12 protein-coding genes are annotated in these 12,268 nt (G+C 73.9%); 4 read left to right on the top strand and 8 right to left on the bottom strand.

Going from position 1 to position 12,268, the window contains the following annotated elements; translation table 11 throughout:
- Positions 1-57 precede the first annotated feature (57 nt).
- On the bottom strand, positions 58-903 hold the full coding sequence (locus ABZ128_RS25235) for a class II glutamine amidotransferase (RefSeq protein WP_356851109.1): 846 nt from the start codon (positions 901-903) through the stop codon (positions 58-60).
- A 95-nt stretch (positions 904-998) separates the two neighbouring features.
- Positions 999-1,973, bottom strand: coding sequence for an LLM class F420-dependent oxidoreductase (locus ABZ128_RS25230; RefSeq protein ID WP_356851085.1), 975 nt, complete (start codon positions 1,971-1,973; stop codon positions 999-1,001).
- Positions 1,974-2,179: 206 nt separating this feature from the next.
- Here ABZ128_RS25230 and ABZ128_RS25225 point away from each other — a divergent pair, with 206 nt between their 5' ends.
- From ABZ128_RS25225 to ABZ128_RS25210, 4 genes are all read left to right on the top strand, one after another.
- Complete coding sequence (locus ABZ128_RS25225; protein WP_356851084.1) at positions 2,180-2,941, top strand: DUF72 domain-containing protein; 762 nt, start codon at positions 2,180-2,182, stop codon at positions 2,939-2,941.
- Positions 2,942-3,356: 415 nt separating this feature from the next.
- Positions 3,357-3,716: a PRC-barrel domain-containing protein gene (locus ABZ128_RS25220; protein ID WP_356851083.1), complete on the top strand. Its 360-nt coding sequence runs from the start codon at positions 3,357-3,359 to the stop codon at positions 3,714-3,716.
- The gene (locus ABZ128_RS25215; RefSeq protein WP_356851082.1) at positions 3,713-4,393 is read left to right on the top strand and encodes an HAD family hydrolase; all 681 of its coding nucleotides are present in this window, start codon (positions 3,713-3,715) and stop codon (positions 4,391-4,393) included. Before ABZ128_RS25220 ends, ABZ128_RS25215 begins: the two co-directional genes overlap by 4 nt.
- Before the next feature lie 14 nt (positions 4,394-4,407).
- A complete protein-coding gene (locus tag ABZ128_RS25210) occupies positions 4,408-5,505 on the top strand; it encodes an NAD-dependent epimerase/dehydratase family protein (RefSeq protein WP_356851081.1) in 1,098 nt (365 codons plus the stop codon).
- A gap of 41 nt (positions 5,506-5,546) precedes the next feature.
- On the opposite strand, the gene ABZ128_RS25205 is transcribed toward ABZ128_RS25210, so the two are convergent.
- The 6 genes from ABZ128_RS25205 to ABZ128_RS25180 all read right to left on the bottom strand — a co-directional run bounded on the left by ABZ128_RS25205 (position 5,547) and on the right by ABZ128_RS25180 (position 12,121).
- The gene (locus tag ABZ128_RS25205; protein WP_356851080.1) at positions 5,547-7,031 is read right to left on the bottom strand and encodes an Ig-like domain-containing protein; all 1,485 of its coding nucleotides are present in this window, start codon (positions 7,029-7,031) and stop codon (positions 5,547-5,549) included.
- A gap of 133 nt (positions 7,032-7,164) precedes the next feature.
- Positions 7,165-7,392 carry a DUF6296 family protein gene (locus tag ABZ128_RS25200; protein WP_356851079.1) on the bottom strand — a complete coding sequence of 76 codons (228 nt, stop codon included), beginning with the start codon at positions 7,390-7,392 and terminating at the stop codon, positions 7,165-7,167.
- 107 nt (positions 7,393-7,499) lie between these two features.
- Positions 7,500-8,702, bottom strand: a complete 1,203-nt coding sequence (locus ABZ128_RS25195; protein ID WP_356851078.1) for an aromatic acid exporter family protein — start codon at positions 8,700-8,702, stop codon at positions 7,500-7,502.
- Positions 8,703-8,782: 80 nt separating this feature from the next.
- Positions 8,783-9,448: a 1,4-alpha-glucan branching protein gene (locus ABZ128_RS25190; RefSeq protein ID WP_356851077.1), complete on the bottom strand. Its 666-nt coding sequence runs from the start codon at positions 9,446-9,448 to the stop codon at positions 8,783-8,785.
- Between the two features lie 61 nt (positions 9,449-9,509).
- Positions 9,510-10,130 (bottom strand): L-threonylcarbamoyladenylate synthase, encoded by a 621-nt coding sequence (locus ABZ128_RS25185; RefSeq protein ID WP_356851076.1) that lies wholly within the window; start codon positions 10,128-10,130, stop codon positions 9,510-9,512.
- 17 nt (positions 10,131-10,147) lie between these two features.
- Positions 10,148-12,121 (bottom strand): hypothetical protein, encoded by a 1,974-nt coding sequence (locus ABZ128_RS25180; RefSeq protein WP_356851075.1) that lies wholly within the window; start codon positions 12,119-12,121, stop codon positions 10,148-10,150.
- Between the last annotated feature and the right edge of the window lie 147 nt (positions 12,122-12,268).

The raw sequence follows: 12,268 nt of genomic DNA, 5'->3' as shown, positions 1-12,268 counted from the left end.
CCACTCCGTTTGGCCAGGGGTCGGGCCCGGGAGGTTTCAGGGGAGTGCGGGGACGGTTCAGGGCAGTTCGGGAATGAACGGCAGATAGTCGACCGTGCCGTCGGACGGTACGACCGCGTAGCTCGCCTCGGGCAGCTCGTTCCACACGCCGGGCAGGTCACCCAGCGGTTCGGAGACCACCAGCCGGGTGTCGTCGGACACCTTGCGCAGGTAGGGCAGTTCGGGATAAAGCTGGCGTACCGTTTCCGCCCGGCTGCTGTAGAAGAGCGAGCGGGTCCTGCCCTCGCTGGAGTAGCGGAAGGCCCACACCTGCGCGCCGTCGCTGACCGCCACGGTCATCTGCATGGGGTCCGGGACACCGTGCTCCTTGCCGAGCCGCTCCACCAGGCCCACCATCCGCGCGACCGCCCCGGGCGGGTCCTGGTCCAGGCCGAAGGTGACGGCCAGGTAGAACATCACCTCGGAGTCCGTCGAGCCCTCAAGGTAGGGGAACAGCGCCGGGTCGATGGCCATGCAGAGGTCGCGCTGCAGGCGGTGGAAGTCGGTGATCGCTCCGTTGTGCATCCACAGCCAGCGGCCGTGCCGGAACGGGTGACAGTTGGTCTGCTGGATGGCCGAACCGGTGGAGGCGCGCACGTGCGCGAAGAACAGCGGCGAGCGCACGTGCGAGGCCAGTTCGCGTAGGTTGCGGTTGTTCCAGGCCGGCCCGATGTCACGGAACACCGCAGGTGTCCCGTCACTCTCGGGATCGGCGCTGTACCAGCCGATGCCGAATCCGTCGCCGTTGGTCGACTCGACGCCCATCCGCGCGTGCAGACTCTGATTGATCAGTGAGTGCTCCGGCTTGTAGAGCACCGCGTCGAGAAGCATCGGCGTACCGGAGTAGGTGAGCCAGCGACACATCAGCATCATCCCTCTCCTGCGCCCCGTCCGAGCCTAACGCGGTCGGAGCGGGGATGCGCCGTACGCGCCGGACGGAGGGCCCGTGGCGGCCCGGGCTATGACGGCCGCAGCGCGCGCAGGGCCGGGAGCAGTGTGGACTCGGCCCACTCCAGGAACGGCTCCTGGTGGCCGCCGCCCACCTGGACGAGGGCGACCTCGGAGAAGCCCGCGTCCACGTAGGGACGCACCGCCTCGACGAACGCCTCGACGTCGTCGCCGCACGGAATGGCCTGCGCGACGTCCTCCGGGCGGACGTGTTCGCAGGCCTGCTCGAAGGAGGCCGGACCGGGCAGTTCCGCGTTGACCTTCCAGCCCAGTGCCGACCAGCGGAACTGCTCGTGGGCCCGTTTGACGGCCGCGTCACGGTCGGTGTCGTAGCACACCGCCAACTGGCCGACGGCGGGCTTTCCGGCACCGCCGGAGCGGGCGAAGGCCTCCAGCAGCTCGCGCTCGGGGTCGATCGCGATCACCAGATCGGCCAGCCGTCCGGCCAGCTCGCACGAGCGCTCCCCGGAGACCGCCACGCCGATCGGCGGAGCTTCCTCCGGAAGATCCCACAGCCGGGCGTTCTCCACGTCGAAATGGCGCCCGTGACGGCTGACCGTGCCGCCCTCGAACAGCGCCCGGATGATCCCCACCGCCTCCTCCAGCATCTCCAGGCGGACGTGCGCGGCGGGCCATCCACGCCCGACGACGTGTTCGTTGAGACGCTCCCCGGAGCCCAGGCCCAGCCGGAAGCGGCCCCCGGACAGCGCCTGCACCGTCGCCGCCTTCTGGGCCACCACGGCGGGGTGGTAGCGCATGGTGGGGCAGGTCACGTAGGTCATCAGCGGGATCGTCGAGGTGGCCTGCGCGGCCGCCCCGAGCACGGTCCAGGCGTACGGGGCGTGCCCCTGGGCCTCCAGCCACGGGAAGTAGTGGTCGGAGGTCACGCAGAAGTCGAACCCCGCCCGCTCCGCCCCGACCACGTGCTCGACCAGCTCACGCGGGCCGGCCTGCTCGGTCATCATCGTGTATCCGATTCGCACCATGCGCCACGTCTTGCCGCTGAGTCCCGGCATGAAACCCGGGAGGGCCCCGTGGGGGGCGCGCGGGTGCCCGCGGCCCGCGCTGCGACCGCGGCCGGGGCTTGCCCGTCCGCGGGCCGGGTACGCGCCGGTCAGGGCCGGTCAGGGCCGGTCAGGCGGAATCCGGATCGGATGACCGGGTGCCGCCGGAGAGGACGGGGTAGCAGGCCATGCCCGTACACGTGGGAACCTCCGGATGGCAGTACCGCGACTGGTCGGGGCTCCTCTATCCCGAGGACCGGCCGCAGCGGCTGTGGCTGGAGGAGTACGTGCGCCATTTCCGCACCGTGGAGAGCAACAACGCCTTCTACCGGCTGCCCGACCCGAAGACCTTCGCGGCCTGGCGCGAGCGCACCCCGGACGGCTTCGTCATGGCGGTGAAGGCCAGCCGCTTCCTGACCCACATCAAACGCCTGCGCGACCCGGAGGAACCGGTGCACCGGCTCATGGAGCACAGCAGCGCCCTCGCCGAGCGCCTGGGCCCCGTCCTGCTCCAGCTCCCGCCCACGCTGCACGCGGACGCGCAGGCGCTGGACAGGTGCCTGCGCTGCTTCCCCGCGGGCACCCGGGTGGCCGTGGAGCCCCGTCACGCCTCGTGGTGGAACGCGGACGTACGGGCGGTCCTGACCGAACGGGCCGCGGCCCTGTGCTGGGCGGACCGGGATTCTCGCCCCGTCACCCCGCTCTGGCGCACCACCGACTGGGGGTACGTGCGCTTCCACGCGGGCCGGGCCCGTCCCGCCCCCCGGTACGGCAGGACCGCCCTGCGGTCGTGGGCCGCCCGCATCGCCGAGACCTGGCCCCCGGACGCCGACATCTATGCGTACTTCAACAACGACACGGGCGGCGCAGCCGTCCACGACGCCCGGGCCTTCATGCGCCTGACCGGGGACGCTGGCCCGGCCCCGCAACCCGCGCCGGCGGACGGGTGAGCGTTCGGCTCAGGTGGCCGGTCCGGGCGCCGGCAGGGGCCCGGGCAGCGGCCCCGGCCGGGGGTGCGGATCGGGCCGCGGCGCGGGATCGGGCTGCGGGTCCGGCTCGGGCTGCGGCGGAGCCGGCGGCACCGGATCCGGGCCGCCGGGAGCGGGCACCGGTCCGGGCACAGGGCCGGGCTGCGGTCCCGGCCCAGGACCGGGCGCGGGAGTGGGATTCGGGGGTACGGGATCGCGCGGGGGAGTGCCCATGTCGGCCTTCCGGGCTCGGGGTGACCTTCCAGGGGGCGGCTACCCGCCCCGCGGCCGCTGACACGGCCCGGCCTCCCGGCCCGACGGGCGGCATAGTGCAGGCTGGACAGGGCAGGCGCGTCGGTGAACATCATCGGTCATTCCGGACAGAGGAGCCGCTCGCATGATCGTCAATCTGTGGGGATACCGTGAGACCTCGGGCCGCCTGGAGGGCGTCGACCTGACCGGGTACAAGGTCGAGGCCGTCGACGGCACCATCGGCAAGGTGGACAAGCACTCCGACGAGGTCGGAGCCGCCTACCTGGTGGTCGACACCGGCCCGTGGATCTTCGGCAAGGAAGTGCTCCTGCCCGCGGGCACCGTCTCGCGCATCGACCCCGAGGAGCAGAAGATCCACGTCGACCGCACGCGCGACCAGATCAAGCACGCACCCGAATTCGTCAAGGACAGGCACCTCGGCGACGCGGACTACCACCGCGTGATCGGCGTCTACTACGGCAGCGCACCGGAACACCGGGCATGACACCGGGCACGACCACCCGCGCTGCCCTGTTCGACGTCGACGGGACGCTCACCGACACCAACCACCTGCACGTCACGTGCTGGTGGGAGGCGCTGCGCCAAGCCGGCCACCACGTTCCCATGCACGCCATCCACCGCGCCATCGGCCTCCCCGGCGGGGACCTGCTCGCCCATCTGCTCGGCGACGGGCGCGACGAGGACGAGGACGAGGCGCTCAAGGCCGCGCACGACACCCTGTACGGCACGTACTTCGACCGGCTGCCCCGGATCGACGCCGCCGACGAGCTGCTGCGCGCACTCCACGGGCGGGGCTGGCGGGTCGTCCTCGTGACCTCGGCGAGCGGCGCCGAACTCGGGGCCCTCAAGCGGGCCATCGGGGCGGACGACGCGATCACCGACAGCGGCAGCTCCGACGACGTCGACCGCGGCAAGCCCGCGCCCGATCCCGTCCACCACGCCCTGGAGCTCGCCGGGGCGGACGCCGCGGACTCCGTCCTCGTCGGCGACACGGTCTGGGACATGGAGGCCGGGGCCCGGGCCGGCGTCACTTGCGTCGGCCTGCTCTGCGGCGGCATCCCGCGCGGCGACCTGGAGGAAGCCGGGGCCCGCTCCGTCTACCGGCACCCCCGCGACCTGCTCGACCACCTCGACCGCAGCCCCTTCGGGGCACCCTCCTGAAGGGAACCGCCGCCATGACCTCCGCCTCCGCACCCGGCCCGGTGCCCGTGCCCGCACCCGCCCCCGACGAGCCGGCCGCAGAGGGCCTGCGCGTGGTGGTCGTCGGCGCCACCGGCAACGTCGGCACCAGCGTGGTCCAGGCCCTGGCCGACCACCCCGCGGTGGCCTCCGTCACCGGCCTGGCGCGCCGGGTCCCGAACTGGCAGCCCCCCAAAACGCACTGGCGGTCAGTCAGCATCGAGCCCGGCGGCCAGGACCTCGTCCCGCTGTTCGCCGGAGCGGACGCCGTGGTCCACCTGGCCTGGAAGTTCCAGCCCACCCACCGCCCCGCCGAGACCTGGGAGACCAATGTCCTCGGCTCCGTCCGCGTCTTCGACGCCGTGGCCGCCGCCGGGGTGCCCGCCCTCGTCCACGCCTCGTCGGTCGGCGCGTACTCGCCCGGCCCCCGCCACCGTCCGGTGGACGAGTCCTGGCCCACCCACGGCTGGCCGCAGGCCGCGTACTGCCGGGAGAAGGCCTACCTGGAACGCGTACTCGATGCCTACGAGGCCGTCTTCCCCGGCATCCGCGTGGTGCGGATGCGCCCCGCCTTCCTCTTCAAGCGGGAGTCCGCCTCCGAGCAGCGCCGGATCTTCGCGGGCCGCCTGCTGCCCGGCAGCCTCGTACGCCCCGGCCTGATTCCCCTCGTGCCGGAGCTGGAGGGGCTGCGCTTCCAGGCCCTGCACACCGACGACGCGGCCGCGGCCTACCGCGAGGCGGTGCTGCGCCCCGTGCGCGGCGCGTTCAACCTCGCCGCGGGCCCGCCGCTGGACGGCGCGGCCCTGGCCCGCATCTTCGCCGCCAAGCCCGTGCGCCTGCCCACCGCCGCCGTGCGGGCCGGGCTCTCCGCGGCGTGGCGCATGCGGCTGGTCCCGGCGTCCCCCGACCTGTTCGACGCGGTGCTGCGGCTGCCGCTGCTGGACGCCTCGCGCGCCCACGAGGAGCTGGGCTGGCAGCCCCGGCGCAGTTCGGTGGAGGCCTTCGAGGAGTTCCTGGCCGGTCTGCGGGACGGCGCCGGGATGCCGACCGCCCCGCTGACGCCCACCGGCCGGCCGACCCCGTCCGGCACCTGACCGCCCCGCGGTGCGAAGGCCGGGCGCCGGACGGGGAGGGGTCAGGTCAGGGGGCGCAGCCGGGCGGAGCTGCGGGCGGAGACCCCCGCGGGGGCGGCGGCGGGGGCCGCCGCGGCGCTGAGGGCGCTGCCGGCCCGCCAGGCCCGCCAGTCGAGGTTCCAGTCGCCGAAGCCGTTGTCGAACGGGGCCATCGGCTCGCCCTCGCTGTTCACCACCTCCACGATGTCGCCTTCCCGCACGGTCTTGAAGAACCAGGCGGCGTCCGCGGTGCTCATGCCCGTGCAGCCGTGGCTGACGTTCTCCTCGCCCTGCGACTCGACCGACCAGGGCGCGGCGTGCACGTACTCGCCGCTCCACGTCACGCGCGTCGCGTAGAAGACCGGCATGTCGTAGAACTCGCTCGTCCCGCGCTGGATGCCGACGCTGTCCCCGCGCATCCGGACCTGGTACTCCTTGCTCAGGACGACCTTGATGCCGCTGCGGGTCCGGAAGCCCGCCTTCCCGGTCGTGACCGGGATGGTGCGCAGCACGTGCCCGTTGCGGCGTACCGTCATCTCGTGCGCCGCCGCGTCGGTGACCGCCTCGATCCGGTCCCCGACGGTGAACCGCACGGACTCCGAAGGGCCGCCGTAGCCGTGGTCGCCGACCGCCACTCCGTCCAGTCCGCTGCGTACCCGCACCACGGCGTTGGCCGGCCAGTACGTACGGGGCCGGTAGTGCAGGGTCGAGTCGTCGACCCAGTGCCAGGCACCCTCCACCGCGGGCTCCGACCTCACCTCCAGCAACCGCTCCAGCCGGGCCCGCGCCGCGCGGTCGGCGGCCGGAACGGGGCGGCTCAGGGCGGCCGTCACGATCTGCCCCGCCCCGTAGGTCCCCGGCCGCGGCCCGAACTCCACGGTGAGCCTGCCCCGCTGCGGGGGCGGGGCGGTGCGGAACGCCATGGTCACCCCGACCGGGGTCCCGGAGGCGTCCTGCGCGCCGACCCGGACGGTGTAGGACTCGCCGGCCCGCAGCGGCTCCGTGTTGGTCCACTGCCGGCTCTTCGGGGCGAGCTCGCCCCCCACGTAGCGCCCGTGTCCATCGCGTACGGTGACGTCGGTGAGCCGGCCGGGGTCGGCGAGGGCGATGTGCAGCGGGCCGCCCGCGTCGGTGGGCAGCATCACCGCGCGCCCCGCCTGCCCCGTCTTGCGGGAGGCGGAGCCGCGCAGGACGGAACCCGCTCCCCGGGCGGTGGCCCGCACCCGCTCCTCGCGCCAGCCGGTGCACCGTCCCGCGCGGGACGCTTCCCCCGCGCACCCCTCGGCGGCGCCGCCGCGGCCCTCGTCCAGGGTCCTGCCCACCAGCAGCGTCAGCGCCGCGTCCTGGCCGGTGGGCCAGTAGCGGGGGATGTCAGGCGCCGGCAGGCTGCCGGGGGCCGCGGCGATGACGAGCGCCGCCCCGGCCACCGTGGCGACCGCGCTCCACAGCCTGTTCCGTCGCGTCGGGTTCGACGTCGAAGTAGGTGTCGGTGTCGGTGACGTGGCCACGCAGCCCTCCCGGTTCGCCCACGGCTGGAATACCAGCATCAAAGCGACTGCGGACCGAAAGGATGATCATGCGCTCGGGCGGTGCGGCCGAACGGGCGGCCAAGACAACCCGTACGGCTCAACGCGGCGTGCGTCAGGGCAGGGCCTTGACCCCCACCACCCTGGCCGGGCTCTGCGCGCCTCCGGACGCCAGCACGCGGACCTCCCCCTGGTCGCTGATCTCCGCCCGGACGATGCCGGTCGCGTCCTCGTAGACCGGATGACCGCCCGGTCCCGTCTGGCCGGTGGGCGCCACGACGACGACGTCCTCGCCCGCCTCGGGGCCCTCGGAAAACATCAGCTCGTAACGCTGGGAACTCATGTGTGGCCTCCCTCGGCCGGGCGCACGCAGGATCTCCCCTTCCATCATGCGCGCAGGTCGCGACGGTCGCCCGGTCAGCGCCCCGTCAGCACCCGGTCACCGCCCGGTCACCGCCGGGTCAGCCGGGCCAGGACGCCCTCGGGCCGGGGCCGGGCCCGGTCCAGCTCCTCCACCAGGCGTTCCGTCCGCTTCTCCACGCCCAGCTCGTCCAGGACCCGGTCCACCTCGGCCAGCAGCGCCCCGTGCAGCTGCCACTGCGCGGGGTCGTCCCGTACCTCCTCCAGGAGCAGGCGGGCCACCCGGTCGCGGGCGGCGCGGGCGGCGTCCAGGGCGCGGGCGAGGTCCTCCTCCGCCTGCTCCGCGTTCACGCTGATCTGCGCCGTGACCAGCCTGGCGAAACTGGCCACGGCGGTGGCCTGGTGGGTGAACAGCGCGTGCAGGGCCGCCGCGACGTGCTCCGGGTACAGGGAGCCGTGCGGGCGGGCCTTCGCCAGGTCGGTCAGGGTGCGGCAGGCCACCCGCAGGACCACCGCGCAGATCTCCAGCGTGTCCAGCCCCGTCCGCAGGACCACCCGCTGGAGCAGGCTCTCCTTGACCCGCGGGTTCAGCCGCAGGCTGTCCTCGGCCTGCCGCAGGGCCGCGTCCACCTGCACGATGTCGTGGTCGAGCCGGCGTGCCTCGTGCAGCCGCTCGGCCGCCTGGGGGAAGGCCGCGCTCCCCGGGCGTCCGGTGAGACCGTCGCGCATGTGCCCCAGCAGCTCGCCCATCCGGGCGGCGAGCCCGGTGATGGCGGCCCCGGCGGGCGCCGTCCACACGGGCGGGGTCAGGAGCAGGTTGAACAGGAAGCCGACCACCGCACCGATCAGGGTCTCCAGCACCCGGTCCCAGGCCGTCGCCCCCACCCGGGCCACGCCGAGCACCAGCATCGCGCTGATGGCGACCTCGGGCACGAACTCGTCGACGCGGACGAGGTGCCCGACGGCCAGGGAAGCGAGGATGACCAGGCCCAGGCTCCACCAGGTGAGCCCGACCAGGGTGCTGAACAGGACGGCGACCAGGACGCCCGCGACCACCGAGTTCACCCGCCGGACGCTGGTGGTGAGCGTGGCGTACAGGGTCACCTGGACCACCAGCAGCGCGGTGAGCGGTGCGGTCAGCGGGGCGGGCTCACTGCTGAGGGCCAGGGCGACGACGTAGCTGACCACGGCGGCGGCCGTCGAGCGGACCGCCTGCACCACCACGGGTTCCCGGCGGTGGCGTACCAGGTGTACGAGATCGCGGACGGAATCGGGGATCGCAGGAGTCGGCATATGCCCCCGCTTGCCCACTGGGAACACGAAACACACCTACACCGCATTTCACCACCGCCCTGGCCGTGTCCGCCGGCTGCCTACGCGTGGACGACGGCGTACCGGCCGCGGGCCGTTCGCCCGTCAGGGAGCGTCCATCCTGCGGTGACGTGCCCCAGGGGCGCCGCCTCGGCGGGGGCCGCCGGCTCGGGGCGCAGCACCCGCTGGACGGCCAGGGTCAGTTGCCCGTCCGGGCCGCCCACGAGGAGCTCCGTGGCCGACGGGCCTTCCGTCACGGCCGGCAGCCCCTCCGGCGCCCGTACGGGTCCCCGCAGGCTCCCGGACAGGTGGGCGGTGACGGTCGGGTCGGGCGTGTCGCTCGCGCTCTGGGCCTGCGGCACCGCCTCGCCCTGGAGGAGGGCGGCCAACTGGGCCAGCAGGACCGGGTCGTGGGTGCCGTCGTAGATCCACCGGCGCCCCAGCACCCCGTGCTCGGACGTGCCGACGAGGGCCCCCTCCGCCCCCTCCAGGGGTGCTCCGCGGTAGGTGAGCGGCACGTGGTACGTCACCGGCTCCGGCCCCGACTCGTCGGTGACCGCCATGAACTCGATCCCGACCTCCCCCTTCGGGTCGTCGAGCCGGAAACCGCCGGCCCTGCCGAGCCGCGGCTCGCTCCCGGTCTCCCGGTACCAGGACCGGCCGGGCAGCCATGAGGTGAGCAGCTCCAGCTTGGTGGGGCTCAACGTGGTGTGGTGGATGACGGCCATGCCTCGAACACCCTTTCTGCGGCGGCTGGTTCAAGGCGGACGCTACACCGCCCCGGCACCGTCACTCGAAGCGGCTGGTGTCCCCGGCCCCCCGCCGTACGATCTCGGCCTCGCCGCCCGAGAAGTCGATGACCGTGGTCGGCTCGGTCCCGCAGTCGCCCGAGTCGACCACGACGTCCACCACGTGTTCGAGCCGTTCCTTGATCTCCCAGCCCTGCGTCATCGGCTCGGACTCGTCCGGCAGCAGCAGGGTGCTGGACAGCAGCGGCTCCCCGAGATCGGCGAGCAGGGCCTGCGTGACGACGTGCTCGGGGATGCGGACGCCCACCGTCTTCTTCTTGGGGTGCAGCAGTTGGCGCGGCACCTCCTTCGTCGCCGGCAGGATGAAGGTGTAACTGCCGGGCGTACTCGCCTTGATCGCCCGGAACACGTCGTTGTCGACGTGCACGAACTGCCCCAGCTGCGCGAAGTTCTGGCACACCAGCGTGAAGTGGTGCCGGTCGTCGAGGTTGCGGATCGACCGGATCCGGCTGAGCCCTTCCCGGTTGCCGAGCTGGCAGCCCAGCGCGTAGCAGGAGTCCGTCGGGTACGCGACGAGCGCGCCGGAGCGGATGCTGTCGGCAACGCTGCTGATGGTGCGCGGCTGAGGGTTCTCAGGGTGCACGTCGAAGTACTTCGCCATCCGCCGAGCGTACGCGATCAGCCGGTCCGCACGACCGCACCGCCGGGCGCCGTGCCCGCCCGCGCCGGGCCGTCCGACGTCGCGCCGGCCCGCGCCGCGCGCGCCGGCATCGGCGGGGTGGGCTGCGGGGAGCCCTGCAGGGCCAGCGCGGTGAGCACGACCAGGGAGTCCGTCCAGCCCAGGGGAGCGACCGCGGACGGCAGCCCGGCCCCGTTCACGGTTTCGGGAAGCTCGCCCAGCCCGTTCCGCTTCGACAGCACCCAGTCCAGCACCCCGTCCGCCCTCGCCTCCTCGCCCGTACCCGACCAGGCGAGGGCGAAGAAGGAGGTGCTGGCCGTCCAGGCGTACGGTCCCCAGCTGAAATCCGGGTCGTTGCCGGGCGAGACGCCACCGTTGGGCAGCAGCAGCTCCCGGTACGAGGAGTCCAGGGCTGCGCCGAGGCCGGGCGGGGCGGTGTTGAACGGGGGCGCCATGAACGCCACCGCGCTGTCCCGGCCGTGCCGGCCGTCTGCGGTCCGCTGGTAGCCCAGCGGGGCGAAGACGGCGTCGATGCCGGCGGACAGCCGCCCGGCCGCGTCCGCCCAGCGCTCCGCGTCCCCGCCCATGCCCAGCCGGGAGGCCAGGTCCGCCGAGGCGTTGAGCCCGGCCAGCAGGGGCGCGGCGGTACCGATGTTGGTGGTCGCGGTGCCCATCTCCCAGTAGTCCGGGGAGGCCGGCGGCAGCCCGTCCGGTCCCAGCGACCGCGCGGCGTAGTCGGCCGCCCTCCGCACCATCGGGTAGAGCGCGCGCAGTCGTTCGTCCCGGTCGCCGGACGGCGCCGCCTCGTACCACTGCCAGGTGGCCCAGGGCACCCAGCCGTTGCCGTCGAGCTGCCACTTGCGGGCATCGGGCGGTCCGCTGCCGTCCAGCTTGGTCCGCGCCTCCCAGGTCCCGTCGGCCCGCTGGGTGCGCGCGTCGTACTCCAGGATCCGGTACGCCTCCTCGTCGTGCCCGGTGCCGGCGAAGGCGGCGGCGGCGAACGCGCCGTCCCGGGGCCAGGAGTACGCCCAGGGCGGCGACCATCCGGCGGCGAACGCGCCGTTCGGCTGCAACAGGGCCCGCATCGACAGCAGGGCGCGCTGCGTCGCGGCCCGTTGCGCGGCCGTGGTCCCCGGTACCCGGCCCGAGGCCAGCCAGCCGCGGCTCTCCTCGACCTGCGCGAGGGCGCCCGGGTCGCCCGCCTCGACCACGGCGGACGCGGAGGCGCCCTCGGGCAGGTACCGCCACCGGCCGGACGGCAGGCGCAGCACGTTGCTGCCGTCGACGTAGGAGGCGCCGACGGCGAAGGAGGGCAGGACGGCCTCGGTGGCCACCCCGTTGGCCAGCAGCCCCGACGTACGCGCCGCGAGCGCCGAGGCGGGCACGTAGCAGGGCTCGGTCTCGCCGCAGCGCTCGCTCCCCGTGGGATTGACGTGGAAGGCTGGCCGGGAGGTGGTTTCGGCGTGCCAGCCGCCCCAGTACGCCTTGTCGTAGTTCCAGCTGTTCAGCGAACCGGGGACGGACTGCCGGGTGCCGTACCAGGCGACGGGCTTGCTCTCCGCCGTGGTGGCCTGGACGAACAGGTAGTACGTGGTGCCCGCGGTGACGGAGGCGCTGACCGGGAACTCGACCCAGCCCGCGCCGGCCCCGCCGAGGGCGGCGAGGTCCAGCGTCTTCGAGGCCACCACCGACCCGGGGTCGGTCCGGACCCGGCGGACCTGGGCGGTCACGGTCCCGGTCGCGGCGCCGCTGCCCAGGTGGACACTGAGCCGGGAGAGCCGGGTGCCGGCCACCGTGAAGGCCTGGGCCGCCGCGTTGTTGGTGGACTTCACGCTGAACAGGGCGCTCTCGTGGCGGCTCTGCCCGTCGTAGGCCACGGCTGCCACGGCTGCTGCGGGGTGCGGGAGCACGGCGGGCACGCCCGTCAGTGCCAGGGAGAGCAGAGCGGGCAGCAGGGCCCTCGCCATCGCCATCGGGTACCGGCCCTTCCGTTGCTCGGCGGGCGCGGCCGGGCGGAGGGGCCCGGGCGCCGGAAGCTGCACCCACCTTGCACGCATCCGGTCCCGGGGAAGGGGCAGTCGGGACGTGTTCCACCGGATGGGGCCGTAACGGCATCCGAT

This window comes from Streptomyces sp. NPDC006326, assembly GCF_040612915.1.
In the GTDB taxonomy this organism is placed as follows: domain Bacteria; phylum Actinomycetota; class Actinomycetes; order Streptomycetales; family Streptomycetaceae; genus Streptomyces.
Note: the sequence above shows the minus strand (reverse complement) of the source record. Positions and strands in the feature narration are given on the sequence as shown.

Coding starts and splice junctions, on each gene's coding strand:
- ABZ128_RS25235 (WP_356851109.1), bottom strand. CDS start 903: ATGTGTCGCTGGCTCACCTACTCCGGTACGCCGATGCTTCTCGACGCG.
- ABZ128_RS25230 (WP_356851085.1), bottom strand. CDS start 1,973: ATGGTGCGAATCGGATACACGATGATGACCGAGCAGGCCGGCCCGCGT.
- ABZ128_RS25225 (WP_356851084.1), top strand. CDS start 2,180: ATGCCCGTACACGTGGGAACCTCCGGATGGCAGTACCGCGACTGGTCG.
- ABZ128_RS25220 (WP_356851083.1), top strand. CDS start 3,357: ATGATCGTCAATCTGTGGGGATACCGTGAGACCTCGGGCCGCCTGGAG.
- ABZ128_RS25215 (WP_356851082.1), top strand. CDS start 3,713: ATGACACCGGGCACGACCACCCGCGCTGCCCTGTTCGACGTCGACGGG.
- ABZ128_RS25210 (WP_356851081.1), top strand. CDS start 4,408: ATGACCTCCGCCTCCGCACCCGGCCCGGTGCCCGTGCCCGCACCCGCC.
- ABZ128_RS25200 (WP_356851079.1), bottom strand. CDS start 7,392: ATGAGTTCCCAGCGTTACGAGCTGATGTTTTCCGAGGGCCCCGAGGCG.
- ABZ128_RS25195 (WP_356851078.1), bottom strand. CDS start 8,702: ATGCCGACTCCTGCGATCCCCGATTCCGTCCGCGATCTCGTACACCTG.
- ABZ128_RS25190 (WP_356851077.1), bottom strand. CDS start 9,448: ATGGCCGTCATCCACCACACCACGTTGAGCCCCACCAAGCTGGAGCTG.
- ABZ128_RS25185 (WP_356851076.1), bottom strand. CDS start 10,130: ATGGCGAAGTACTTCGACGTGCACCCTGAGAACCCTCAGCCGCGCACC.
- ABZ128_RS25180 (WP_356851075.1), bottom strand. CDS start 12,121: ATGGCGATGGCGAGGGCCCTGCTGCCCGCTCTGCTCTCCCTGGCACTG.